This is a genomic window from Pseudomonas sp. HT11 (assembly GCF_044875395.1).
In the GTDB taxonomy this organism is placed as follows: domain Bacteria; phylum Pseudomonadota; class Gammaproteobacteria; order Pseudomonadales; family Pseudomonadaceae; genus Aquipseudomonas.
On sequence record NZ_CP173217.1, the window covers coordinates 155,872 to 180,454 of the forward strand.

The 24,583-nt window shown below is 62.1% G+C and carries 20 protein-coding genes; 18 read left to right on the top strand and 2 right to left on the bottom strand.

Annotated elements, in window-relative coordinates; translation table 11 throughout:
• Positions 1–125: 125 nt before the first annotated feature.
• From ABWL43_RS00670 to ABWL43_RS00720, 11 genes are all read left to right on the top strand, one after another.
• Positions 126–1,484 (top strand): TolC family outer membrane protein, encoded by a 1,359-nt coding sequence (locus tag ABWL43_RS00670; protein ID WP_404486216.1) that lies wholly within the window; start codon positions 126–128, stop codon positions 1,482–1,484.
• Between the two features lie 41 nt (positions 1,485–1,525).
• Positions 1,526–3,682, top strand: coding sequence for a type I secretion system permease/ATPase (locus ABWL43_RS00675; RefSeq protein WP_119738405.1), 2,157 nt, complete (start codon positions 1,526–1,528; stop codon positions 3,680–3,682).
• Positions 3,672–5,036, top strand: coding sequence for an HlyD family type I secretion periplasmic adaptor subunit (locus ABWL43_RS00680; protein WP_106577304.1), 1,365 nt, complete (start codon positions 3,672–3,674; stop codon positions 5,034–5,036). The genes ABWL43_RS00675 and ABWL43_RS00680 overlap by 11 nt, the downstream gene beginning before the upstream one ends.
• A 215-nt stretch (positions 5,037–5,251) precedes the next feature.
• Positions 5,252–6,145 (top strand): TauD/TfdA dioxygenase family protein, encoded by an 894-nt coding sequence (locus tag ABWL43_RS00685; RefSeq protein WP_404486219.1) that lies wholly within the window; start codon positions 5,252–5,254, stop codon positions 6,143–6,145.
• 26 nt (positions 6,146–6,171) lie between these two features.
• Positions 6,172–7,023: an ABC transporter ATP-binding protein gene (locus tag ABWL43_RS00690; RefSeq protein ID WP_404486221.1), complete on the top strand. Its 852-nt coding sequence runs from the start codon at positions 6,172–6,174 to the stop codon at positions 7,021–7,023.
• An 11-nt stretch (positions 7,024–7,034) separates the two neighbouring features.
• Positions 7,035–7,883, top strand: coding sequence for an ABC transporter permease (locus tag ABWL43_RS00695; protein ID WP_404486223.1), 849 nt, complete (start codon positions 7,035–7,037; stop codon positions 7,881–7,883).
• Between the two features lie 124 nt (positions 7,884–8,007).
• Positions 8,008–8,637 carry a TonB family protein gene (locus tag ABWL43_RS00700; protein ID WP_404486225.1) on the top strand — a complete coding sequence of 210 codons (630 nt, stop codon included), beginning with the start codon at positions 8,008–8,010 and terminating at the stop codon, positions 8,635–8,637.
• A 52-nt stretch (positions 8,638–8,689) separates the two neighbouring features.
• Entirely contained in the window at positions 8,690–9,610 is a 921-nt protein-coding gene (locus tag ABWL43_RS00705; protein ID WP_145159612.1) for a LysR family transcriptional regulator, read from the top strand.
• A gap of 290 nt (positions 9,611–9,900) precedes the next feature.
• Complete coding sequence (locus ABWL43_RS00710) at positions 9,901–11,436, top strand: MFS transporter (protein WP_404486227.1); 1,536 nt, start codon at positions 9,901–9,903, stop codon at positions 11,434–11,436.
• Between the two features lie 15 nt (positions 11,437–11,451).
• The gene (locus tag ABWL43_RS00715) at positions 11,452–12,510 is read left to right on the top strand and encodes an HlyD family secretion protein (protein ID WP_404486229.1); all 1,059 of its coding nucleotides are present in this window, start codon (positions 11,452–11,454) and stop codon (positions 12,508–12,510) included.
• A complete protein-coding gene (locus tag ABWL43_RS00720) occupies positions 12,507–13,940 on the top strand; it encodes an efflux transporter outer membrane subunit (protein WP_369301845.1) in 1,434 nt (477 codons plus the stop codon). The genes ABWL43_RS00715 and ABWL43_RS00720 overlap by 4 nt, the downstream gene beginning before the upstream one ends.
• Before the next feature lie 115 nt (positions 13,941–14,055).
• Here the strand turns inward: ABWL43_RS00720 and ABWL43_RS00725 are convergent, their stop codons facing one another.
• A complete protein-coding gene (locus ABWL43_RS00725) occupies positions 14,056–14,760 on the bottom strand; it encodes a DUF3142 domain-containing protein (protein ID WP_404486231.1) in 705 nt (234 codons plus the stop codon).
• On the bottom strand, positions 14,757–16,922 hold the full coding sequence (locus ABWL43_RS00730) for an outer membrane assembly lipoprotein YfiO (RefSeq protein ID WP_404486233.1): 2,166 nt from the start codon (positions 16,920–16,922) through the stop codon (positions 14,757–14,759). Before ABWL43_RS00730 ends, ABWL43_RS00725 begins: the two co-directional genes overlap by 4 nt.
• A gap of 288 nt (positions 16,923–17,210) precedes the next feature.
• On the opposite strand from ABWL43_RS00730, the gene ABWL43_RS00735 reads away from it, so the two are divergent.
• From ABWL43_RS00735 to ABWL43_RS00765, 7 genes are all read left to right on the top strand, one after another.
• The gene (locus ABWL43_RS00735) at positions 17,211–18,824 is read left to right on the top strand and encodes a glycosyltransferase family 39 protein (protein ID WP_369301842.1); all 1,614 of its coding nucleotides are present in this window, start codon (positions 17,211–17,213) and stop codon (positions 18,822–18,824) included.
• A 170-nt stretch (positions 18,825–18,994) separates the two neighbouring features.
• Positions 18,995–19,240 carry a DUF2789 domain-containing protein gene (locus ABWL43_RS00740; RefSeq protein WP_145159625.1) on the top strand — a complete coding sequence of 82 codons (246 nt, stop codon included), beginning with the start codon at positions 18,995–18,997 and terminating at the stop codon, positions 19,238–19,240.
• 268 nt (positions 19,241–19,508) lie between these two features.
• Positions 19,509–19,928 (top strand): MarR family winged helix-turn-helix transcriptional regulator, encoded by a 420-nt coding sequence (locus tag ABWL43_RS00745; RefSeq protein WP_106577317.1) that lies wholly within the window; start codon positions 19,509–19,511, stop codon positions 19,926–19,928.
• On the top strand, positions 19,925–22,003 hold the full coding sequence (locus ABWL43_RS00750) for an FUSC family protein (RefSeq protein ID WP_145159627.1): 2,079 nt from the start codon (positions 19,925–19,927) through the stop codon (positions 22,001–22,003). The genes ABWL43_RS00745 and ABWL43_RS00750 overlap by 4 nt, the downstream gene beginning before the upstream one ends.
• Positions 22,000–22,209 (top strand): DUF1656 domain-containing protein, encoded by a 210-nt coding sequence (locus ABWL43_RS00755; RefSeq protein WP_016969155.1) that lies wholly within the window; start codon positions 22,000–22,002, stop codon positions 22,207–22,209. The genes ABWL43_RS00750 and ABWL43_RS00755 overlap by 4 nt, the downstream gene beginning before the upstream one ends.
• Entirely contained in the window at positions 22,206–23,114 is a 909-nt protein-coding gene (locus tag ABWL43_RS00760) for an efflux RND transporter periplasmic adaptor subunit (RefSeq protein ID WP_262208228.1), read from the top strand. The genes ABWL43_RS00755 and ABWL43_RS00760 overlap by 4 nt, the downstream gene beginning before the upstream one ends.
• On the top strand, positions 23,111–24,559 hold the full coding sequence (locus ABWL43_RS00765; RefSeq protein ID WP_106577320.1) for an efflux transporter outer membrane subunit: 1,449 nt from the start codon (positions 23,111–23,113) through the stop codon (positions 24,557–24,559). Before ABWL43_RS00760 ends, ABWL43_RS00765 begins: the two co-directional genes overlap by 4 nt.
• The last annotated feature ends 24 nt before the right edge of the window (positions 24,560–24,583 follow it).

The following is a 24,583-nucleotide window of genomic DNA, read 5'->3' on the forward strand; positions in this document are numbered from 1 at the left end:
TCCTACATGTGTGAAGCAGTTCCGCTATTTGAACTTTCCGACGTACGGTCATTACGGTAGCCATTATCCGACTCAGCGAGGCCAATCGCTGTGATTTGAGACAAGAAGTCCTGGGGAATTTTTAAATGCGTTTGCACCTGTTCAAGGCAATACCGTTCGTACTCGCCGCCAGTTTTGTACAAGCCCAAACATTGCCCCAGGCCATGCAACAGGCATTAGACGTGCACCCGGAAATTCAAGCCGGCGTGAATAGCCGTATCGCCGCTGATTACGATTTACGCGCTGCACAAGGTGGTTACTTGCCTCGCGTAGACCTGAACGCCGGTTATGGTCGTGAAGGCACCGACGATTCCAACACGCGCGCCGCCAGCGGCCCGAACGGCAACCAGTGGGACACCCATAACCGCGGCGAATCGAGCCTGCGTCTGCAGCAGATGATTTTTGACGGTTTCGCCACCTCCAGCGAAGTCGGGCGCCAACAAGCCAACGTCAATTCCCGCGCTTACTCCTTGCTGAGTACTTCCGAGCGCACCGGGTTGACTGTCGCCCAGGTGTACCTGGATGTGCTGACACGCCGTGAGTTCGTGCGCCTGGCTGAAGAAAACCTGCGCAACCACGAACGCATTTACGACCAGATCAAGCTGCGCACCCAGCGCGGCGTCGGTAACGGTGCCGACCAGGACCAGGCCGAAGCGCGTCTGGCCCAGGCCCGCAACAACCTGATCACCGAGCAGACCAACCTGGCCGACTCCCAGGTCAATTACCTCAGCGCCGTCGGCCAGATGCCCGACCAGCTCGAGCGCCCGGCGCCGTTCGTGGCCATGCTGCCGGCTGACTTCAACGAAGCACGTCGCCAGATGCTCGACAACAGCCCGGTCCTGCGTTCGGCCGAGTCGGATATTTCCGCCGCCGAAAGTCAGTACGAAGCTGCCAAGTCCACCTTCTACCCGCACTTTGATGCAGAGCTGGGCACTAATGCCGACAACAACGTCGGCGGCGATGCCGGCCACAGCAACGGTTGGGAAGCCATGGTGCGCATGCGCTTCAACCTGTTCGCCGGTGGCAGCAACAAGGCTGACCTGCAATCGAAGTCCTACCAGGCCAACCAGGCACTGGATATCCGCAACAACGCCCTGCGCCAACTCAACGAAGAACTGGGCCTGGCCTGGAACGCCTTGAACAACGCCAACGCGCAATTGCCGGTAGCCCAGCAATACGTGGATCACAGCACCCGCGTGCGCACCTCTTATCAGCAGCAGTTCAGCCTGGGCCAACGTACCCTGCTCGACTTGCTCGACAGCGAGAACGAATTGTTCACCGCTTCGCGTCGTCTGGAAGAGATCAAGAACATTCAGTTATTTACTCAATATCGAATCAAGGCGACCATGGGCGAATTGCTCAAAAGTCAGGGCGTGGTCGCACCGATGGCCTCCGTCGTACAGAACGACGTGAAGCCAAAAGTCCAACTGCCTGGGATGAATTGAGTCACCCCTATAGCCCCATCTGTTAGTCGAGAGTGCAGCGCGTGGAATCCGAAGTCAGTCGAGTTCATCTCAGTCATGATCCACGCACGCTGCACGACGACCCGTTACTGGACGGGTTGTTGGCACTTTGTGCCTTGCATCAAAAACCGGCCAGCGCGGCCATGCTCACCACCGGCCTGCCGCTGCCTTCGCAGCGCCTGAGTGCCGAGCTGCTGCCGCGCGCAGCCGCACGTGCCGGCCTGCAAGGGCGGGTGCTGCAACGCAAGCTGGAACAGATTCCGACCATCGCACTGCCCGCGCTGCTGTTGCTCAAGGACGGTCGCAGTACGGTGCTGGTGGGTTGGCAAGGCGAAGACGAAGCCCGCATCCTGCTCAGCGAAAGCGACGGCGGTGAAGTGCTGATCAAGCGTGAGCTGTTGGTCGACGATTACATCGGCAAAGTCTTCTTCGCCCAGCCGCAGCACAAATTCGACGTCAACCACGGCACCCTGATCCCGCGAGCGCGCTCGTGGTTTCGCGATACCCTCAAGCGTTCGCGCTGGCTCTACACCGACGCCATCGCCGCCAGCTTCCTGATCAACATCATCGCCATGGCGGCGCCGCTGTTTGTGATGAACGTCTACGATCGAGTCGTGCCCAACCAGGCCACGTCCACCTTGTGGGTGTTGGCCGTGGGCATCGGCGGCGCGTACCTGTTCGACCTGGTGCTCAAGAGCCTGCGCAGCCTGTGCCTGGACCTGGCCGGCAAAAAAACCGACCTGATCATCTCGGCCACGCTGTTCGAGCGCATTGTCGGCATGTCCATGAAGTACCGCCCGGCACGGGTCGGGAGCTTCGCGCAGAACATCCATGAGTTTCAAAGCCTGCGCGATTTCCTCGCGTCGCTGACCCTCACCAGCCTGATCGACCTGCCGTTCACCCTGCTGATTTTCCTGGTGATCGCCATCCTTGGCGGCCACCTGGTGTGGATTCCGGTACTGGCTTTCCCGATTGCCCTGGGCATCGGCTACGCCCTGCAAAAACCGTTGGTAGCGACCATGGAGCGGACCATGGCCCTGGCTGCCGAGCGCCAGTCGAGCCTGATCGAAACCCTCGCAGGTTTAGACGCGGTCAAGGTCAACAACGCCGAGAGCGAGCGTCAGTACGGCTGGGAACAGACCATCGGCACCCTCAGCCGGCTTGAGCTGCGCGTGAAGTTGCTGTCGGGCCTGTCGATGAACATGACCCTGCTGATCCAGCAACTGGCCGGCGTGATCATGATCGTGTTCGGTGTGTACCAGATCATCGACGGCAACCTCAGCATGGGCGGCCTGATTGCCTGCTACATGCTCAGTGGCCGTGCGCTGAGCCCGCTGGCCTCGCTGTCGGGCCTGCTGACTCGCTACCAGCAAGCCAAGGTCACCATGACCTCGGTGGACCAGATGATGGAGCTGCCCCAAGAGCGCAATTTCGAAGAACGTCCGATGAGCCGCCGCACCCTGCAAGGTGCCATCGAGTGTCGAGGCCTGAACTTCACCTACCCGAACCAGCAGAACGCCGCGCTGAAAAACATCAACCTGGTGATCAAGCCCGGCGAAAAAATCGGCATCATCGGCCGCAGCGGCTCGGGCAAAAGCTCCCTGGCCAAACTGATCGTCGGCCTGTACCAGCCCGACTCCGGCGCCTTGCTGGTGGACGGCGTGGACGTACGCCAGATCGACGTGAGCGAGTTGCGCCACAACATCGGCTACGTCGCCCAAGACATCCAGCTGCTGGCCGGCACCCTGCGCGACAACCTGGTCTCGGGTGCGCGTTATGTCGAAGACGAAATGGTCCTGCAAGCCGCCGAACTGGCGGGCGTGCACGAATTCGCGCGCCTGCACCCGCAAGGCTATGAACTGCAAGTTGGCGAGCGTGGGCAGAACCTGTCCGGCGGCCAGCGCCAGAACGTCGCCCTGGCCCGTGCGCTGTTGCTCAACCCGCCCATCCTGCTGCTGGACGAACCCACCAGCGCCATGGACAACACCGGTGAAGAACGCTTGAAACAACGCCTGCAAGCCGTGGTGCAAAACAAGACCGTGGTGCTGGTCACGCACCGTGCCTCACTGCTCTCGCTGGTGGACCGCCTGCTGGTGGTCGACCGTGGGCAGATCCTCGCGGACGGCCCGAAAGCCGTGGTTATGGAAGCGTTGAAAAAGGGGCAGATCAGTGTTGCTTAACTCCATCAAAAGCGCGGTCGGCCGCTACTTCAAAGGCTCCGATTCGTTGCAGGGCCAGCCGCTGCCTGAGGTCAACAAAGCGCTGATCGAAGATGCACCGCGGGTCATCCGCCTGACCATTTGGGCAATCATTGCGTTCTTCGTATTTTTGGTCGTGTGGGCGGGCTTCTCCAGCATCGACGAAGTCACCCGTGGCGACGGCAAGGCGATTCCGTCGTCCAAACTGCAAAAAATCCAGAACCTGGAAGGCGGCATCGTCTCCGAGCTGTTCGTCAAGGAAGGCCAGATCGTCGAAGCCGGCGCGCCGCTGATTCGCCTCGACGACACGCGGTTTGTTTCCAACGCCGGCGAAACCGAAGCCTTGCGCCTGGCCATGCAACTGCGCGTCGAGCGCCTGAGCGCGCAGGTGGACGACCGCCCGCTGAACATTCCCGACGACGTGCTCAAGGCCGCGCCAAGCCAGGCGGCCAACGAGCGCTCGCTGTATGAAAGCCGTCGCCAGCAGTTGAAAGACGAAGTCGGCGGTTTGCAGGAGCAGCTGGTGCAGCGTCAACAGGAACTGCGCGAGTTCACCTCCAAGCAAGGCCAGTACCGCAGCCAGTTGTCCCTGCAGCGTCAGGAAATCAACATGTCCGAGCCACTGGTGGCCCAGGGTGCGGTGTCGCCGGTGGAAGTGCTGCGCCTCAAGCGCGCCGAGATGGAAACCCGTGGCCAGTTGGACGCCACCACCCTGGCAATTCCCCGTGCCGAATCAGCGATCAAGGAAGTGCAGCGCAAGATCGACGAAACCCGGGGCAAATTCCGCAGTGAAGCGCTGACCCAACTCAACGAAGCGCGCACCGAACTGAACAAGGCCGAATCCACCGGCCGCGCCCTCGAAGACCGCGTCAGCCGCACGCTGGTCACCTCGCCGGTGCGCGGTATCGTCAAGCAGCTGCTGGTCAACACTGTCGGCGGCGTGATCCAGCCGGGCAGCGACATGGTCGAAATCGTGCCGCTTAACGACACCTTGCTGGTGGAAGCCAAGATCCGCCCGCAAGACATCGCGTTCCTGCACCCTGGGCAAGAAGCGATCGTCAAATTCACCGCCTATGACTACACCATTTATGGCGGGCTGAAGGCCAAGCTCGAACGCATCGGTGCTGACACCATCACCGACGAAGACAAGAAAACCACCTACTACATGATCACCTTGCGCACCGACCGCAGCCATTTGGGCACCGATGAGAAGCCGCTGCTGATCATCCCCGGCATGGTCGCCTCGGTGGACATCATCACGGGCAAGAAAAGCATCCTGAGCTACCTGCTCAAGCCGATCATCAAGGCGCGGGCCGAGGCGTTGCACGAGCGGTAATCTCTATCGCCTGCCAGGGCCTCATCGCGGGCAAGCCCGGCTCCCACATTTGAATGTGTTCACAAATCAAAATGTGGGAGCTGGCTTGCCTGCGATGGCGCCATCAGCTTCACCACAGACCCCCACCCTAATGCATATCGATATTCACTAACGGTATTTAATCGGCCGTTCTTATATCTATAAAGTCACTCTCCTGTCCGACCGGGAGTGCCCTCATGTCCGCCACCTCTACTGTTCCAACAGCGACCCCAACCGCCCAAACCTTCGAGATCCGCCCATTCCCCGGCAGCGTTGGCGCCGAGATCGTCGGCCTGGATTTGTCTCGCCCGGTTAACGACCAGGACTTCGCGCGCATCCACCGCGCGCACCTGGATCACCACGTCGTGGTGTTCCGCGACCAGCGCATCACCCCCGAACAACAGATCACCTTCAGCCGCCGCTTCGGTGTGTTGCAGATCCACGTGCTCAAACAGTTCCTGCTGGCCAACCACCCGGAAATCCTGATCGTCTCCAACATCATCGAAAACGGCCAATCCATCGGCCTGGGGGACGCGGGCAAGTTCTGGCACTCGGACCTGTCCTATAAAGAGTTGCCAAGCCTGGGCTCGATGCTGCATGCCCAGGAGCTGCCCTCCGAAGGCGGCGACACACTGTTTGCCGACATGCACAAAGCCTGGGACCAACTGCCCGAGCACCTGCGCAAAGCGGTGGAGGGCCGCAGCGCCGCGCATTCCTACACCGCGCGCTACAGCGAAACCAAATTCGAAGGCAACTGGCGGCCAACCCTGACGCCTGAGCAGCTGGCCCAAGTGGCCGAAGTAGTGCATCCGATCGTGCGCACTCATCCGGAAAACGGCCGCAAGGCGCTGTTCGTCAGTGAAGGTTTCACCACCCGCATCGTCGGCCTGCCCGAAGATGAAAGCCGCGACCTGCTGGCCCAGCTCTACGCCCAAAGCGTGCTGCCGCACAACATCTACCGCCACCAGTGGCAGCCCCACGACCTGGTGTTCTGGGACAACCGCTCGCTGATCCACCTGGCCGCCGGTTGTCCGAGTCACCTGCGCCGCAAGCTGTTTCGCACCACCATTCAGGGCGATGCGCCTTTCTAATCCTGATCCTCGGCAAGAGAGTTGAAATGAACGCGCCCCTGCAAGGCCACGCGGCCAGCAACCTGAACACCGCCCAGCCGCTGTTGGCGGTGGACCACGTCAGCCTCGAATACCGCACCCCCGAGCGCGTAGTGCGGGCCACCCATCAGGTCAGTTTCGAGATCGACCCGGCTGATCGCTACGTGCTGCTCGGCCCTTCGGGCTGCGGCAAATCCACCTTGCTCAAGTCCATCGCCGGGTTTATCAAACCCTGTGAAGGCGAGATTCGCCTGCTCGGGCAAAAGGTCGAACAACCCGGCCCGGACCGCATCGTGGTGTTCCAGGAATTCGACCAGTTACCGCCGTGGAAAACCGTCAAGCAGAACGTGATGTTTCCGCTGCTGGCGTCCAAAACCTTGAAGCGTCGCGAAGCCGAAGATCGTGCGCTGTACTACCTCGAAAAAGTCGGCCTCAGCGCTTTTGCCGATGCTTACCCGCACACCCTGTCCGGCGGCATGAAGGCCCGTGTGGCGATCGCTCGCGCCCTGGCCATGCAGCCAAAAATCCTGCTAATGGATGAGCCCTTCGCTGCCCTCGACGCCTTGACCCGACGCAAAATGCAGGAAGAACTGCTGCTGCTCTGGGAAGAGGTGCGCTTCACGCTGTTGTTCGTCACCCATTCCATCGAAGAAGCCTTGGTGGTGGGAAATCGCATCCTGTTGCTGTCGCCGCACCCGGGGCGTGTGCGTGCGGAAATCCACAGCCATCAATACGATCTGCACAGCCTTGGCGGTGTGGAATTCCAGGCGTCGGCGCGGCGCATTCATCGCCTGCTGTTCGATGAAGCGCCCGAGGCCGAACGTGAGTTGGGTTTCGCCGATATTCGCATCGCTTACTGAGGGGCCGACCTATGCGCCAGGAATTTGAAGTACACCTCGAACCGCTGCTCAGCGTTCCCGTTGAACGCGAGCTGCCGCTGCGCCAACGTTTGTGGCAGCAAGGCTGGCTGCGCAAGGGCCTGATCCTGATCGTGCTGGCGATCCTCTGGGAGGCAGTCGCGCGTTACCAGAACAATGACCTGCTGCTGCCGAGCTTCCTGCAGACCTCTCAAGCGTTATTCGATGGCCTGCTCAGCGGTGAGTTGTTGAGCAAAGTGAGCATCTCGCTGGCGGTGCTGATCAAGGGCTATGTGATCGGCATCGTGCTGGCGTTTGCCCTGACCACGCTGGCGGTCTCGACCCAGCTTGGCCGCGACCTGCTGAGCACACTGACCTCGATGTTCAACCCGCTGCCGGCCATTGCATTGCTGCCGCTGGCCCTGCTGTGGTTCGGCCTGGGGCAGAACAGCCTGATTTTCGTGCTGGTGCATTCGGTGCTGTGGGCCTTGGCGCTGAACACGTATTCGGGGTTTCTCGGCGTGTCTGAAACGCTACGCATGGCGGGCCGCAACTACGGCCTCAAGGGCATGCGTTTTGTGCTGTTCATCCTGATCCCGGCGGCGCTGCCGTCGATTCTTGCCGGGTTGAAAATCGGCTGGGCATTTGCCTGGCGCACGTTGATCGCTGCCGAGCTGGTGTTCGGCGCCAGCAGCGGCAAGGGCGGTTTGGGTTGGTACATCTTCCAGAACCGCAATGAGCTGTACACCGACAAGGTGTTTGCCGGCTTGGCGGTGGTCATCCTGATCGGGTTGCTGGTCGAAAATCTGGTGTTCAACACCGTTGAGCGGCTGACGGTGAAGCGCTGGGGCATGCAGCGTTGATACCTGTAGGAGCCTTCTCTTTCAAATAGGAATGATTGCCCTTTGCTCTGCTCGACCCGGATAATCCCGGCCGAACCTGACGTCGCCCTGACGTCAGGCATTCCCGGTAGAAGGATTTACGGCGATGCGGTTTTTTGTCTTGGCTGCGGCTTTATTTTTGTCGACGTCGGTGTTTGCTCAATTCAAGCCTGAAGCGGTGTCCATGCCCAAGCCGCATTACCCGGCAAACCTGATCAACCTCCAAGGGCATGCGCGCATCAGCCTGAATATTCACAACGACGGAACCGTCAGCGATGTCAAAGCGATCAGTGCCACCCAGCCTGCATTCGGCGCGGCTGCCGTGGAGGCGGCCAGTCAATGGCGGTTCAAAGCCTGGGCGGTAAACGCCGATCAGCCAGCGGTGCTTGAGGCGCAAAACGATATGGTTTTCACGCCTGAACCGGCAAGCAAGGAAGAAGCAACTCAACTGTCTTTTACGCAAACTACCTATCAAACCTGCCGCGCGTTGAGCGAAGAAGTCAGCCAATTTCGCCGTGACCATCCCGCCCGCCCGTTGATCGCCATGAAGAGCTTTGCTATTACCCGTGTGGCGGTGATGTTTCCGGCGTTCACCGGTAAAAGCGACTACAACGAGAGCCTGGCCCGAGCCGATGAACTGGAAAAATCCCTGCCGGATATCGTGCGCAAGTGTCAGGCTCATCCCAAATCCACTTATGCTCAGTACCTGCCGCGCAACTTGAGGCGCTACCTGTAAAGCCTGCTACGATTGCGTGCGCTTCACGCCCCACTGAACACGAGTGCTTGGCATGCAATTACCGGACATGAACCTGCTGGTCGCCCTCGACGCCTTGCTCGACGAGGGCAGTGTGGTCGGCGCCGCACGGCGGATGAACCTGAGCCCGGCCGCCATGAGCCGCACCCTCACGCGTATTCGCGAAGCGGTGGGCGACCCGATCCTGGTGCGCGCCGGGCGTGGCCTGGTGCCAACGCCCAAGGCGCTGCAGTTGCAAGGCCAGGTGCGCAACGTGGTGGAGCAGGCGGCGTTGTTGTTCCGCTCGGCAGACCAGGTTGACCTCAGCACCTTGCGCCGGCGTTTCAGCGTGCGTGCCAATGACTTCTTTATCGGCGTGTATGGCGGTCGGCTGTTCGACACCATGGAACGCATGGCACCGCTGTGCGAGCTGTGTTTTGTGCCCGAAGGCGACACCGATGACGAGGCATTGCGTGAAGGCCGGCTGGACCTGCGGGTGAGTAATTCCATGCCGTCCAGCCCCGAAGTGAAGGTGCAGAACCTGTTTTCCACCACCTTCGTGGGCCTTGCGCGCGAGGACCACCCACTGTTCGACGAAGAAATCACCGCCGCGCGGTTTGCCAGCTACTCCCACATCAGCATTTCGCGACGCGGCATCGCCCGCGGGCCAATCGACACAGCGCTCAATGCCCTGGGCCTGGAGCGCCGCGTGGCCATGATCGCCCCAGGCTTTCATGGCGCGATGTTCATGCTGCCCGATTCCGATCTGCTGCTGCCGGTGCCCAAGGAAGCCCTGCTGAGTGCCAATCGCCTGAAGCTGCCCCTGCGCGCATTCCAATTGCCGATCTCCCTGCCGACGCTGATGCTGGCCCAGTTCTGGCATCCGCGTTTCGACAAAGACCCTGCCCATAAGTGGCTGCGTGAAACCATGCGCGAAAGTTGCCACGCTACCTGGCTGGAAGCGCAGCCCACCTAAAGTGTAGGCACTGGCTTATCGTGGCGAGCGGGCTTGCCCCGCGTTGGGCTGCGAAGCGGCCCCAAAACCAGGCGCTGAGTTTCATCAGAAAACTCTCAGTGTCTTTATCGGGGCCGCTTCGCAGCCCAACGCGGGGCAAGCCCGCTCGCCACAACAAGCCAGCTACCATAGGATAAGTGCGCGGCTGGGAGTTGCGTCTGACGCACTTATAAGCTTCCGGCAAGTAACTTTTTGTTATGGGTGTGCCTGATTAAACTGCTCGGGTATTTCTAATCCCGAGTTACCTGTCCATGACCTCCCTCGCTGCCCCCGCCCTCCTGGCTGCAGCCAAACCCACTGCGCTCAACCCGCCCGTGTTCGGCCCGCGCATCATCATTGGCTTGGTCGGCGTACTGCTGGCGGTGCTGGTGTCCGGTCTCAACGAGATGGTCACCAAAGTCGCCCTCGCCGACATCCGTGGTGCGCTGTACATCGGTTTTGACGAAGGCACCTGGCTGGTCGCGGCTTACACGGCGACCTCCGTGGCGGCCATGGCCTTCGCGCCCTGGTGTTCGGTGACGTTTTCCCTGCGCCGCTTCACGCTGTGTGCCATCGGCGTGTTCACCGTGCTGGGTATCCTGTGCCCGTTTGCGCCGAACTACCAAACCCTGCTGGTGCTGCGCACCGTGCAAGGCCTGGCCGGTGGCGCGTTGCCGCCGATGCTGATGACCGTGGCGCTGCGTTTCCTGCCGGCCAACGTCAAGCTGTATGGCCTGGCGGGTTACGCACTCACCGCCACGTTCGGCCCAAGCCTGGGCACGCCGTTGGCGGCGCTGTGGACTGAATACGTCGGCTGGCAATGGGCGTTTTGGCAGATCGTCGCGCCGTGCCTGCTGGCGATGGCCGCCGTGGCCTACGGCTTGCCGCAAGACCCGGTGCGCCTGGAGCGCTTCAAGCAGTTCAACTGGCGCGGCGTGCTGCTGGGCTTCCCGGCGATCTGCATGCTGGTGATCGGTTTGTTGCAGGGCAATCGCCTGGACTGGTTCGAGTCCGGCCTGATCACCTTTCTGCTCAGCGGCGGCACGCTGTTGCTGGTGCTGTTTCTGATCAATGAATGGTCGCAGCCGATTCCGTTTTTCAAGTTGCAGATGCTCGGCCTGCGCAACCTGGCGTTTGCCTTGATCGTGCTGGCGGGTGTGCTGATGGTGCTGACGTCGGTCATCATCATCCCGTCGAGTTTCCTCGCCCAGGTTCAGGGTTACCGGCCGCTGCAAACTGCGCCGGTGATGCTGCTGATGGCGTTGCCGCAGTTGATTGCGCTGCCGTTGGTGGCGGCGCTGTGCAACCTGCGCTGGGTCGATTGCCGCTGGGTCCTGGGGATTGGCTTGAGCATGCTGGTGCTGTGCTGTGTGGGCAGCTCGCACCTGACGTCGGAGTGGATTCGCGACGATTTCTACGGCCTCTACCTGCTGCAAATCTTTGGTCAGCCCATGGCCGTGCTGCCGCTGCTGATGCTCTCCACTGGCAGCATCCAACCGATGGACGGGCCGTTCGCCTCGGCGTGGTTCAACACCGTCAAAGGCCTGGCCGCCGTGATCGCCACCGCCGTGCTGGACACGCTGACCACCCAGCGTCTGCACTTTCACTCGACCATGTTGGTGGACCGCCTGGGCAACTCGCCCCTGGCCGACGGCGACGCGCCGGGCCTGGCGCACCGCCTGCACGAGCAGGCCGTGGTGCTGACTTCTTCGGACCTCTATTACGTCATGGCCGCTGTCGCGGTGGCGCTAATTCTGCTGATTTTCTGGATGCCGACGCGGATTTTTCCACCGCGCGCACCGACCTAGCCAAAAGGATTTCTCATGAAACGCAAAGACAAAATTGCCGTCGCCGTTATTGCTGTGTTTGCCGTCGGTGTACTGGTTTATCTGGTTGCGCCCGGCCTGTTGGGCAGCAAGCGCCAGACCACCAACGACGCCTTCGTTGCCGCCGACTTCACCTTGGTGGCGCCGCGCGTGGCCGGTTTTATCAAGGAAGTGCTGGTGGAAGACAACCAGCGCGTGAAGACCGGCCAGCTGTTGGCGTTGATCGATGACCGCGATTTTCGCGCCGCCGCCCAGGCGGCCGATGCCGACACGCTCGTCGCCCAGGCCCAACTGAAAAACGCCACCGCGACCCTCGAACGCCAAAGCTCGGTGATCGCCCAGGCCCAGGCCACCGTAGCGGCGGACCGTGCCGAAGTGGCTTTTGCCGAACACGAACTGAACCGCTACAACCACCTCGCCGGGGTAGGCGCGGGCACCGTGCAGAACGCCCAGCAAGCCAAGACCCGCATCGACCAGGCCACCGCGCGCCTGGCCAATGCCACGGCGGTGCTCGCGGCAGAGCGCAAGCAGGTGGAAATCCTCACCGCCCAGCGCGATGCCGCCGAAGGTGGGCTCAAACGTGCCCAGGCAGCGCTCGAAATGGCCAGCTATCAGCTCTCTTACACGCGCATCGTCGCGCCGGTGGATGGCATGGTCGGTGAGCGCGCGGTACGGGTGGGCGCCTATGTGACGCCGGGCAGCAAGATCCTCGCCGTGGTGCCCTTGGCCGAGGCCTATGTGGTGGCCAACTTTCAGGAAACCCAGTTGTGGCACATGCACGCCGGCCAAGCCGTGCAGGTGCGCGTCGACAGCCTCGACGGCGAACTGCTCAAGGGTCATCTGGAAAGCCTCGCACCCGCCACGGGCGTGACGTTCGCCTCGGTCAAACCCGACAACGCCACCGGCAATTTCACCAAGGTGGTGCAACGCATTCCGGTGAAGATCGTGCTCGAACCCAATCAGCCACTGACCGAGCGCTTGCGTGTCGGCATGTCGGTGGAGGCCAGCGTCGACACCCAGCCTGTCGCGCAGCCGCGTGAGGTGGCCCAGCAATGAAGCCATTTGCCTGGCTCACCTTGAGCCTCATCAGCCTCAGTGCCTGTACCGTTGGCCCGGATTTCCAGCGGCCGCAAGGCCCGCACATCACGCAATGGGGCGAGCCCCAAGGGCGCCAAGCCGCCAGCCGCGCCGTCACCGAGCCTTTGCAGGAGCGTTGGTGGGACGTGTTCCACGATGCGCAACTCTCGGCCCTCACACGCCGTGCGCTCACCGATAACCTCGACCTGAAACTGGCCAGCAGCCGCCTGCAACAAAGCCGCGCCGTGCGCCAGGTGACCACCGCCGAGCGTTATCCCAACGTCAACGCCACCGGTGGTTATCAGCGTGAGCGCAACAGCGCTAAGGGTTTGAGTGATCCGTCCGGCGAGAATGGCCGTTCGGCGTTCAGCCAATGGGACATGGGCTTCTCTGCCGCCTGGGAATTGGACTTCTGGGGCCGTGTAAAACGTGAAACCGAAGCCGCCGACGCCACCTTGCAAGTGGCCGAAGACGACCGCCGCGCCGTGCTGTTGTCGGTGCTCGCCGAAACCGCCCAGGACTACATCCAGTTGCGCGGCGTGCAGAACACCCGCGCCGTCACCGAGCAAAACCTCGACGTGGCGCGCCACAGCCTCAAACTCTCGCAACTGCGCCTGGCCGACGGTGTGGCGACCGACCTGGACGTGGCCGAAGCGGCTGCCCAAGTGGCCGCCATCGAAGCGCGCCTGCCGGATTTGCAGCAGCGCCAGGACCAATTGATCAATGCCCTGAGCCTGTTGATGGGCGAGCCGCCGCAAGCCCTGCATGCGCAGTTGTCCAAGGACGCCGCCGTGCCGCAAACCCTGCGCCAGGTCGCCATCGGCTTGCCGTCGGAGTTGGCTGAACGCCGCCCCGACATCCGTCAGGCCGAAGCGCGCCTGCACGCGGCCACCGCCACTATCGGCGTGGCCAAGGGTGACTTCTACCCGCGCATCACCCTGTCCGGCAGCCTGGGCTCCCAGGCCTTGCAACTGTCGGATTTCGGCTCATGGGGCTCGCGTGCGTTCGCCTTCGGTCCGCAATTCAGCTTGCCGCTGTTCAACGGCGGGCGCCTGCAAGGCATGTTGAACCTGCGTGAAGCGCAGCAACAGGAAGCCGCGCTGGCCTACCAGCAAACCGTGCTGCGCGCCTGGCATGAAATCGACGACCAGCTGACCCGCTACAACGCCAGCCAACTGCGCCGCGACAGCCTCGCCGAAGCGGTGCGCCAGAACCAGATCGCGTTGAGCACTGCGCAACAGCAGTACGTCGAAGGCGTGGTGGATTTCGTCAACGTGCTGACCGTGCAAAGCGCGCTATTGGCAACGCAAGAGCAATGGGTTGAAAGCTCCACCGGCGTGTCGTTGGCCATGGTCGGGTTGTACAAGGCGCTGGGCGGCGGGTGGCAGTCTGTTTATCCCGCAGGCTAAACACAACACCCTGTGGGAGCGGGCTTGCCCGCGATGAGGGCATATCATTCAACATCACGTTGACTGAACTGCCGCTATCGCGGGCAAGCCCGCTCCCACAAGGGGTATTGAGTGACTATGGATTCTGCAGAAAAACCACATATCCGCGAAACCACTCATTCCCCTTCAAATACCCCGGCGCCTCCCACACGCCGCCCTGAATCAAGCCGATCTTGAATGGCAGCCCCAGCCGGTTCATGCGCGGTAAATACGCGGCGTAATCCGGGATGCTGTGGCGCCCTTGATACGTCTGCACCACCACTTCATCCACCACGCCTTTGAGCTGCGCGATGGCGGTTGGGTCGGCATTGCTGCTCCAGTCCATCAGCCCGGTGATGCTCAGCTTCAAGTCGGCGGGCAGGCGGTGGCGCAGGTCGCGCAGGAAGTCGGCGTATTCGTGCAGGTATTGGGTGCGGGCGTCGAAATCGATCTGGATGCCGACCACCGGGTTGCCCGCGTCGCGCCAGCGTTGCACCTGGCCGAGCAGTTGGGTGTAGACCCCTTCTGGCCAGTGCAAAGTGTGGGCGCGGTAGACCACCCAGACGTCGCCCCGGGTAAGGCGCGGGATGCCGAGGCCTTGGGCGATCAGTTGCACGCCGCGCTCGGGGGCGCGGCGGGTGGAGTTGATCTGGCCTTGCAGGATGTACAGGGTGTTGGCCTGTTTAAGCACCGGCTGTGGAGTAACGCCACTCCACAGCCAGAAGGCGTCGTAGTCGCGAGCGTCGACGGCGCCAAAGGCCGGGCTCGCCAGCAGGAGCAAGCCGAGCCACAGGTGCTTCACCAGTAGTACTGCAGCGATTTGCCCCACTGGGTGTCGGCGAAGCCGCTTTTCAGCTGGCGGAACCAGGCCTTGCGCACGGCAGGTTCAACGTCATCGCCGCCGCAGCTGTTGTAGCCGGCCGGTGCATAGCAGTTGATGGCGCGGAACAGTGCGTAGGCCTTGTCGTTCTTCGGCGCCTTGGCGTTGGCGATCACCTGCTTGTAGCCGTTGAGCCGCGAGAAGGTTTCACCGGGGAATGGCGACGCGGTGCTGCCCAGGCTGCCGGCGGCGCGTGCCTGTTCCAGCGGCATACCATCGAGGTTATTGCGCAAGATGAATTCACCAAAGCAGTTCAAGGCCTGCGGGTTTTTCGCATCGGTTTGCAAGGTGGCGGCGGTTTGCGCGATGGTCGGGCAGCTGTAGCCGGATTCGGCTTTTTCACCGTTCCACTGGAACAGCTTCAAACTCTGGCCGCCGCTGTAGACGTAGCCCAGGCTGGTGCCCAGCTTGTCTTCAGGGGCCGGCGCTGGCAGTTGCTTGAGGTCGTCGGCGAAGGTGGCGAACTGGCCGCGCAGCAAGTCCTTATAAAGCAGCACGAATTGCGCGGTCTGGCGCTCCACCGGGTCGTCGGCTTTGGCGATCTGCTGGCGCAGCAAGTCAGGCCCGGCAACGTTGCGCAGCAGGATGTAACGCACTTGCTTGGCGCTGATCGGCGAATCGGCGGCGAACACGTTGGTCAGCTGGCCGCTGCGCTCGTAGTTGAGTGCCAGGGCCAACTCCAACTGGTCGCGTTGCAGCGCCAATTTGGCCAGCGGCAGCAGTTGCAGCCACAGGTCTTGTGCGCCTTTCCAGTCTTGCTTGGCTTCCAGGGCCAGGGCGCGCAGGGTTTGTTGGCTGAAGGCGAAGTAATTCAGGCTCGACGGCACGCTGTGCGGCAACTGCTTCAAGGCGGCATCCGGTTGATGCTCGACGTACAGCGCGCTCACGGCTAACAAGTAGTCGTAAAACGCGGGCTCATCGGCAAACGCTGCTTTTTGCTTCTCAAGGTCTGCGCGGCTGAGCGCGGGCTGGTTGCCGCCACGCATCACCATCAGGTCGCTGACGAGTTGGATCATCGGCGTCTTGACCGTGTCGCTATTGACCATCAACAGCTTGAGGTCGGCCTCTTCGACCAATTCATCCACCGACACATTGCGCTGCTCGTCGGTGGCCTGGGTCAGCTGCCAGGCAAATGCCTCGGCGAGTTTTTCGTTGTCGTCCGCCAGCCAGTAAACCCGGCGCAGCAAGCCGCGCGCAGAGGCGCTGTACTCGCCCTGTGGATAAGTTTTCAGATACGCGTCGAAGCCTTTCTCGGCCTCGGCGAGCGCAGGTTTATCCACACGGTCGAGGTGCGGCACGCCGTCTTCGTCATAGGTGTTGGCCTGGGCCTGATTGAGTGCGTTGCGCGCGGTCATGTACAGCGCGGTTTCTTTCAGCCAGGGCGAAGTAGCGTTCTGGGTGGCGACGAAGCCAGGCCCGGCGTCGGTGAAACGGCCTGTGTAGAAATCGGCGGCGGCTTGCAGGTACGTGCGAAACAGCTGACCTTCGGTCGACTGGATATCTTGCGGCGGCTCCACCACCGGGCCTACCCATTCACAGGCGGTGAGCAATTGCAGGCGCGCCTTCACCAGCAGATCGCGTTCAGTGGCTGGCATGTCGGCTTTGACCACCTGGCTGATAAACGCGGCGGCGCTGTTTTCGTCATTGCTGCGGCAGCGGCTACCTTCGCCATTGAGAAACGCATCGCCGGCAGCTTTAGCGTCGTCGCGCTTGATGCCCAGCGGTTCAAGCAGTGCATCGAGTGGCGAGGTGTTGGGGGCGTCGGACGTGCTGACCGGCTCGGCTTCGCCACGCGGCACAAGGCGATACACCGGGAACGGCACCGGGCCAAAACCCTCGGCCAGGTCATCTTCGCTCAGGGCATTGGGCGTCAGCGGCGCGGCTTTCCTGTCGGCCAGCAACAAGCGCAGATTGGCCCGGCTGTCATTGCCAGGGCTCAGGAACGGCAGGTTGTTGCAGGGGTCCAGCGTGTCACGCGACACCCGCCAGTCGGGGTAACACGAGTCGTCCGAACTGGCCTGGGCCGGTAGGGAAATGCCGGCAAGCAGGGCCAGAGCCAGAGGTGACAAAAAACCGATGCGCATGACGTGTCCTTGATCCTGAGTCCTTGGAGGGTGCCAATCATAGCTTGATCCGGCAGCAGCTTCGGTGAAGGCCTACACAAATTGCTGATTTGTCCGATTTTTGGTCGTGGCAATGCTCAGCGAAATCCGGGCGCAGTGGCGGGTCTATGAGCTTCAAGTCAAATCCCGCGGTGTGCCGCCCGACGGTTGTAAAACAGCGAGCGAAACCGGGGCTTTTGTCCTAGAGTGGCGCTTGTTTGCGCGTGTGCAGGGTTTGCCCGGGAAATGGGCAGTGTCAGGGGAATTGAGGTGCGACGGTCTGTGGTAGAGCAAGACGACAAAATTGGGACGTTTCCCGCAGTCAATCGCCTCACAGGCGCCTGGGAGGGTGCCGGTTGGCTCAGCCGCTTATGGTGGGTGCCGATTCTGGCGCTGGCCATGGCCGTGCGTTTCTATGGCCTGACCGCTTCGGCGATCTGGGGCGACGAAGCGTCGAGCCTGCTGCTCAGCGAATACGCCATGGAGGACCTGTGGTTTCACGCCGCCCATGATGTGCACCCGCCGCTGTACTTCTTCATGCTGCGCGGTTGGATCGAGCTGTTTGGCGATGGCATCTGGTCGATTCGCGGCATGAGTGCCCTGCCCGGGATCGGGGCGGTGGGGCTGGGCATCTGGCTCACGCGACAGCTGTCCACGCGTCGGGCGGCAGTGCTGGCGGGCGTGCTGCTGGCGTTGTTTCCGACGGCGGTGCGTTACAGCCAGGAAGTGCGCATGTACTCGCTGCTGGCCGTATGGTTGCTGGGCGCCACGCTGGCGCTGGTGTATTGGGTGCGCCAGCCCGAGCGCACGCGTTACCTGGCCGTCTATGTAGTGCTGATGGCGGCCGGGTTCTACACCCACTATTTCACCGCGCTGTGCGTGTTGGTGCACTGGGCGTACCTGGGCGTGTTGTGCCGCTCACAGGCACCCGGCCAACGCTTGATCATTCGCCCGTCATGGTGGTGCGCCAATGCGCTCATTGTGGCGTTGTACCTGCCGTGGCTGCCGAACCTGCTGGACCTGACGCAGCACATTGAGCAGCTCAAGGTTGGCGGTGACATTGGCTGGGAAGATCCGGTTTCGCTGATTTCCGTGCCGTCGATGGTCTGGCAGTTCATGCTTCAGGATGAAGGCATCGGTTTCTGGCCGCCGCTGTTCTGGCTGTTCCCGCTGCTGTTGATCGCCGTCGTGGGCATTGCGGCTTGGCGTGATCGTGAGCGCTATCGCCCGGCATGCCTGCTGGCGCTGTTTTTCCTGCTGCCGTTGTTGCTGGTGTACGGCGTCTCTTTCATCTCCCCGGTATTTATCGAGCGCTACCTCACGGTCTACGCACTCGGCTTGCCGATCCTCATGGCCCTGGCCATCGACCGCCTGCCCAAGCGCCTGGCATGGTTGGGCGCGGCGTTGTTTGTGTTGTTCGTGGGTGTAGAACTGCTGGGGTTGAAGAACAACGCCACCGTGGATGTGCATGATCAATTCAACGTGCCGGTGGAGTTCGTTAACCGCAACTATCAGGAAGACGACCGCATCGTCCTCAGCGATATGCTGTGGTACTTGCCCTACGTGTATTACGACGAGACCGACGCCCAATTGCAGCTCTACACGCCCCCCAAACCCGACGGCACGCCGACGCGGCCGAACGCCTACGGTTTCGGCACGTTGGTGGATCAGGACGGCGGGCGGATTTACCTGGACCGTTTGTCGGCATTGCCGGCCGATACGCACCGCGTGTGGCTGATCAGTAGCACGGATATGCCGGACGAATTCGCCCCGATTCCTGCCGATTGGCGCCAGCTTCTGCAGCAAGTCGGCGGCGGAGCGCGGGCGCGCTTGTTTGTGCTGTGCCGCGGGCCAGAGCCCTCGCAACCCGAGGGTTGCCGTTAATCAAGCATCGGCATTAAGTACATGCCCGGAACGCCTGTTCCGGGCCAATCGCTTCGAAAACACTCAGCGGGTTTACGATTTCGTTGATGGCACAGCAGTGCGTCACGCGGTTGTTGGCCTGGCTGGCGCCTGGGCTAGACTCACAGGAATGGTCTTTGTAGGAACCCACCATGGAATCGCCTGTGCACAGCTTGCCGTCACTGTTCAAACAGCTGGGGCTGCCGGATGACCCGGTGAGTATCGAGCAGTTTGTGACGGTTCATTCACCGCTCAAGCCTGAACTGCATCTGGCGGATGCGTTTTTCTGGACGGCCAGTCAGCGAGCGTTTTTGCGCGAAGAGATTTTGGAGGATGCGGATTGGGCGGAAGTGGTGGATCAGCTGAGTGTGTTGTTGCGGACGGGGCGTGAGGGGTAAAAATAGTGGCCTCCCTGGTGTTTGGGATTTGCCGACGGCTTGTACCGATAACCGTCAGGTGCGAGGCCAACGCTGACCCAATGTGGGAGCCAAAGTGGAAAAACCAGCACGCCCACTCAAACCCGCTTTACTTACCCACAGCGACCCGCGCCACCCATCACAAATTTGTTTCAAAACTTGACTGCTTTGGACGCATCCACCATATTGATAGTTAGCAAACTAACTGTATGCGAACAATCCAGTGCCTCATACCCTCGAACAACTCCAGATGAACCTCAGCAGCAGCATGGTGGTGGGCGCCCGCAATTGGCGCAAAATCTGCCAGACCACGCTGGTGAGCTACGGTATTTCCGAAGCCTGCGCCGTGCCGTTGTTGATGATCGGCCGTTTGGGCGACGGTGTGCACCAAGTCAAAGTCGCCCAGGCCTCCGGCATGGAAAGCCCGTCGTTGGTGCGCCTGCTTGATCAGTTGTGCGCCGGCGGCTACGTGTGCCGGACCGAAGACGTCCACGACCGCCGCGCCAAGGCCTTGAGCCTCACCGAGCGCGGCCGCGAACTGGTGCAAGCGGTGGAAGTGCAGCTGGTGCGCCTGCGTCAGGAAGTGCTGGCGGACATTGCCCACAGCGACCTTGAAGCCGCCCTGCGCGTGCTGCGGGCGTTCGAAGCGGCTGGGGTTGCAGCGCCTTGAACGGATTTTTTACCGGTTTTCCGCCAGCCCGCGATTGGTTCTACGGGGTACGGACGTTCGCAGCGTCAATGATCGCGTTGTACATCGCCATGCTCATGCAAATGCCTCGTCCGTACTGGGCGATGGCCACGGTGTATATCGTCTCCAGCCCGTTTGTCGGTCCTACCAGTTCCAAGGCGTTGTACCGCGCCATCGGCACCTTCATGGGTGCAGCGGCGGCGGTGGTGTTTGTGCCGATGTTTGTGCAGGCGCCGTATGTGTTGGTGGTGGTGATTGCATTGTGGACGGGCATTTTGCTGTTCCTGTCCATGCACCTGCGCACCGCGAATAACTACGCGCTGATGCTGGCCGGCTACACCTTGCCGCTGATCGCCTTGCCGGTGGTGGATAACCCGCTGGCGGTGTGGGATGTGGCCGAGGCGCGTACCGAGGAGATCTTTCTTGGTATCGCCGTGGCGGCGGTCGTCGGCGCGATGTTCTGGCCGCGGCGCCTGATGCCGGTGTTCGATGGCTCAGTGACAAAATGGTTTGCCGATGCCCAGGTCTACAGCCTGCGTTTTCTAGCGCGCAACGTGCAGCCGGAAGAGGTCAGCACCTTGCGCGGCGGCATGGTCGCCACCTTCAACACCCTGGAATTGATGATCGGCCAGCTGCCCCACGAAGGCGCGCGGCCGCAGACCGTCCGCAACACCAAGGAACTGCGCGGGCGCATGATTCACTTGCTGCCCGTAGTGGATGCCCTCGACGACGCCCTCTACGCCGTCGAACACCGCGCGCCGGAGTTTCTCGACCGGCTCACGCCGGTGCTGGAGGCAAGCCGGCAGTGGCTGGAAAGCACCGTTGAAACCGCCCCGCTGGAAAGCTGGCGCGTGCTGCGCGATCAGGTCGATGCCCTGCAGCCCCAAGGCGAAGCGCTGGACGACCGCCACACACTATTGTTCTCCAACGCGCTGTATCGCCTCGGCGAATGGATCGACCTGTGGCAAGACTGTCGCAGCCTGCAGGCCGCCATCCAGTGCGAGAGCCAGGACACCTGGCGCGCGGTGTACCGTCATTGGCGCTTGGGCCGGCTGACGCCATTTCTCGACCGTGGCTTGATGTTCTATTCGGCGTTTTCCACCGTCACCGCGATCATCGTCGCCTCGGTGCTGTGGATTCTGCTGGGCTGGACCGACGGCGGCAGCGCGGTGATCCTGGCGGCCGTGGCCTGCAGTTTTTTTGCCTCGATGGACGACCCGGCGCCGCAGATCTACCGGTTCTTTTTCTGGACCGCGATGTCGGTGCTGTTCGCCAGCCTTTACCTGTTTCTGGTACTGCCTAACCTGCATGATTTTCCGATGCTGGTGCTGGCGTTTGCCGTGCCGTTTATCTGCATCGGTACGCTCACCGTGCAGCCGCGTTTCTACCTCGGCATGCTGCTGACGCTGGTCAATACCTCCTCGTTCATCAGCATCCAGGGCGCCTATGACGCGGACTTCCTGAACTTTGCCAACGTTAACCTGGCCGGTCCCGTGGGCTTGTTGTTCGCCTTTGTGTGGACGTTGATTGCACGGCCGTTCGGCGCCGAACTGGCGGCCAAGCGCCTGACCCGTTTCAGTTGGCGCGACATCGTCACCCTGACCGAACCTGCGACCCTCGCCGAACACCGGCACATGGCTGCGCAAATGCTTGACCGCCTGATGCAGCACCTGCCGCGCCTGGCCCTCACCGGCCAGGACACCGGCATCGCCCTGCGCGATTTGCGTGTGGCGCTGAACCTGCTCGACCTGCTGGCCTACTCGCCGCGTATCTACGGCGTGCCACGGGTACTGCTCAACCAGGTGGTGGAAGGCGTGGGCGGTTACTTCAAGGCCTGCCTGAAGGCGGGTGAACGCTTGCCCGCGCCGAGCGGTCTGCTGATGACCCTGGACCGCACGCGCCGCGCCCTCAACGGGCAAGGCCTGCAAGACGAAGACGACACCCGCCTGCATCTGCTGCACGCACTGGCCGGCTTGCGCCTGTCGTTGCTGCCTGGCGTGGAATTTATTGGCGGCACCGAAATGGAAGCGCCGCTGCCTGATGGAGCGCCTTTATGATCGGTGATCTGGATATCAGCGGGGTGTTCCTGCCTACGCTGCTGGTGCTGATGGGCATTACGTACGTGTTGTTTCTGGTGGTGCACGGGCTGTTGACGCGCATTCACTTCTATCGCCTGGTCTGGCACCGGGCATTGTTCAATGTGGGGCTCTACGCGCTGTTGCTGGGCGCGGTGGACTCACTCAGTCGATATCTGATGACATGAAAAAACCTTTTTTGACCATCGGCCGTGTTGTCCTGACGTTATTGATAGTGACCTTCGCTGTCGTCGTTGTGTGGCGCATGGTCATGTACTACATGTTTGCGCCCTGGACCCGTGACGGGCATATCCGTGCCGACATCGTGCAGATCGCTCCGGACGTGTCCGGGTTGATCCAGCAAGTCGACGTGCGCGACAACCAGCTGGTGACCAAGGGCCAGGTACTGTTTGCCGTGGACCAGGACCGTTTCAAGCTGGCCCTGCGCCAAGCCCAGGCCGCCGTGGCCGACCGCCAGGAAACCCTGGCCCAGGCCAATCGCGAGTACAAGCGTAACCGCGGCCTGGGCAACCTGGTGCCAAGTGAGCAGCTGGAAGAAAGCCAGTCCCGCGTGGCCCGCGCCCAATCGGCCCTGGCCGAGGCGCAGGTGACGGTGGACGCCGCCCAGCTCAACCTTGACCGCTCGGTGATCCGCAGCCCCGTGGACGGCTACGTCAACGACCGTGCGCCGCGCAATCAGGAGTTCGTCACCGCCGGGCGCCCGGTGCTGTCGGTGGTCGACAGCAACTCCTTCCACATCGACGGTTACTTTGAAGAGACCAAGCTCGACGGCATTCACGTCGGCATGGCCGTGGATATTCGTGTGATCGGCGACAACGCGCGCTTGCGTGGCCATGTGCAAAGTATTGTTGCCGGTATCGAAGACCGTGACCGCACCAGTGGCTCCAACCTGCTGCCCAACGTCAACCCGGCGTTCAGTTGGGTGCGCCTGGCCCAGCGAATTCCGGTGCGCATCGCCTTTGATGATGTGCCGGCGGACTTCCGCATGATTGCCGGGCGCACAGCCACGGTGTCGATCATCGATGACAAGACCGCCGCCAAAGAAAACGCGCAGCAGGGAGAAAAACCATGAAACCGGCGGCGTTGCTGGCCACGGCTGGCTTGGGTTTGCTGCTGTCGGCCTGCCAGGTGGTAGGCCCGGATTACAAGTTGCCGGACAAGGCTGCTATCAACCGTGGCGACCTGCAAGGGCAGATCGCGGGCGAGGGCCACAACGTGGTGTCGGCGCCGGTGCCGGCGGATTGGTGGAAGCTATACAAAGACCCGCGCCTGGACGAGCTGGTGCGCCAGGCCATGGCCTCCAACACCGACCTGCGGGTGGCCGCCGCCAACCTGCAACGCGCGCGTTTCCAGACCCAGGAGGCTGAATCGGCAGGCGGCTGGAGTGCCGGCGCCAAGGCTGAGGCCCAACGTTTGCAGGAATCAGGTGAAGCGTTTTTGCTGACCGAGAAAGTCCCGGTCGGCAACATCGGCAGCGCCAGCATCAGCACCTCTTACCAGTTCGACCTGTTCGGCACCTTGCAGCGCGGCATCGAAAGCGCCCAGGCCACCACCGACGCCGCCCAGGCCGCCGCTGACATCGCGCGCATCACGCTGGTAGCGGATGTGGTGCGTTCCTACACTCAGGTGTGCGCGGCCAACGAAGAACTGGCGATCGCCAACGAATCCCTCGACCTGCAGGCCCAGAGCACCAAACTGACCCAGCGCCTGCGTGACGCCGGGCGTGGTGATGAAACCCAGGTGACGCGTTCGCAAACCCAATACAAATCGTTGCGCGCCGACATGCCGCGCTACGAAGCATTGCGCCAGGCGGGCTTGTTCCGGTTGTCGATGCTGCTGGCCAAGCCGGTAGACCAACTGCCAGCGGGCACCGGCACTTGCGCCGAGCTGCCGCACATCGCCCAGTTGCTGCCGGTGGGCGACGGCGCGACCTTGCTCAAACGTCGCCCCGATGTGCGCCAGGCCGAGCGCCAACTGGCCGCTGCCACCGCGCGTATCGGCGTGGCCACTGGCGCGTTGTACCCGGACATCAGTATCGGCGCCACCGTGGGCACGGTGGGGCTGCTCGATGACTTGGGCACGCCGGCCACCAATCGCTGGGGCTTTGGCCCGTTGATCAGTTGGTCGGTGCCGACCAACGGCGCGCGTGCGCGCATTCATGAAGCCGAAGCCGCGACCCAGGGCGCCCTGGCGCACTTCGACGGCGTGGTGCTCAATGCCATCCGCGAAACCCAGACCGGCCTTGCGCAATACACCGCGCAGTTGCAACGCCGCGACGCGTTGGCCGATGCCGGCCAGTCTGCCAAAGAAGCGTCGGAGCAGACGCACCGCTTCTTCCAGGCCGGGCGCGCCTCGTTCCTGGCCGACCTGCAAGCCACGCGCACCTACACCGATGTGCGCGCGCAGCTGGCGGCGGCGAACACCCAGGTTGCCATGAGCCAGATCGATCTGTTCCTGGCATTGGGCGGTGGTTGGGAAAGCGGACGAACGCAAGCGTCTCAGGCCAGCAAACCCTGAGCTAAAAGCTATGCTTTGTCAGGT

What these genes read in the sequence shown, in the direction of transcription:
- ABWL43_RS00700 (WP_404486225.1), top strand. Translation starts at nt 8,008, where the DNA reads ATGCGGTTTTTTGTCTTGGCTGCGGCTTTATTTTTGTCGACGTCGGTG.
- ABWL43_RS00710 (WP_404486227.1), top strand. Translation starts at nt 9,901, where the DNA reads ATGACCTCCCTCGCTGCCCCCGCCCTCCTGGCTGCAGCCAAACCCACT.
- ABWL43_RS00740 (WP_145159625.1), top strand. Translation starts at nt 18,995, where the DNA reads ATGGAATCGCCTGTGCACAGCTTGCCGTCACTGTTCAAACAGCTGGGG.
- ABWL43_RS00705 (WP_145159612.1), top strand. Translation starts at nt 8,690, where the DNA reads ATGCAATTACCGGACATGAACCTGCTGGTCGCCCTCGACGCCTTGCTC.
- ABWL43_RS00755 (WP_016969155.1), top strand. Translation starts at nt 22,000, where the DNA reads ATGATCGGTGATCTGGATATCAGCGGGGTGTTCCTGCCTACGCTGCTG.
- ABWL43_RS00670 (WP_404486216.1), top strand. Translation starts at nt 126, where the DNA reads ATGCGTTTGCACCTGTTCAAGGCAATACCGTTCGTACTCGCCGCCAGT.
- ABWL43_RS00690 (WP_404486221.1), top strand. Translation starts at nt 6,172, where the DNA reads ATGAACGCGCCCCTGCAAGGCCACGCGGCCAGCAACCTGAACACCGCC.
- ABWL43_RS00715 (WP_404486229.1), top strand. Translation starts at nt 11,452, where the DNA reads ATGAAACGCAAAGACAAAATTGCCGTCGCCGTTATTGCTGTGTTTGCC.
- ABWL43_RS00730 (WP_404486233.1), bottom strand. Translation starts at nt 16,922, where the DNA reads ATGCGCATCGGTTTTTTGTCACCTCTGGCTCTGGCCCTGCTTGCCGGC.
- ABWL43_RS00685 (WP_404486219.1), top strand. Translation starts at nt 5,252, where the DNA reads ATGTCCGCCACCTCTACTGTTCCAACAGCGACCCCAACCGCCCAAACC.
- ABWL43_RS00765 (WP_106577320.1), top strand. Translation starts at nt 23,111, where the DNA reads ATGAAACCGGCGGCGTTGCTGGCCACGGCTGGCTTGGGTTTGCTGCTG.
- ABWL43_RS00745 (WP_106577317.1), top strand. Translation starts at nt 19,509, where the DNA reads ATGAACCTCAGCAGCAGCATGGTGGTGGGCGCCCGCAATTGGCGCAAA.
- ABWL43_RS00720 (WP_369301845.1), top strand. Translation starts at nt 12,507, where the DNA reads ATGAAGCCATTTGCCTGGCTCACCTTGAGCCTCATCAGCCTCAGTGCC.
- ABWL43_RS00695 (WP_404486223.1), top strand. Translation starts at nt 7,035, where the DNA reads ATGCGCCAGGAATTTGAAGTACACCTCGAACCGCTGCTCAGCGTTCCC.
- ABWL43_RS00760 (WP_262208228.1), top strand. Translation starts at nt 22,206, where the DNA reads ATGAAAAAACCTTTTTTGACCATCGGCCGTGTTGTCCTGACGTTATTG.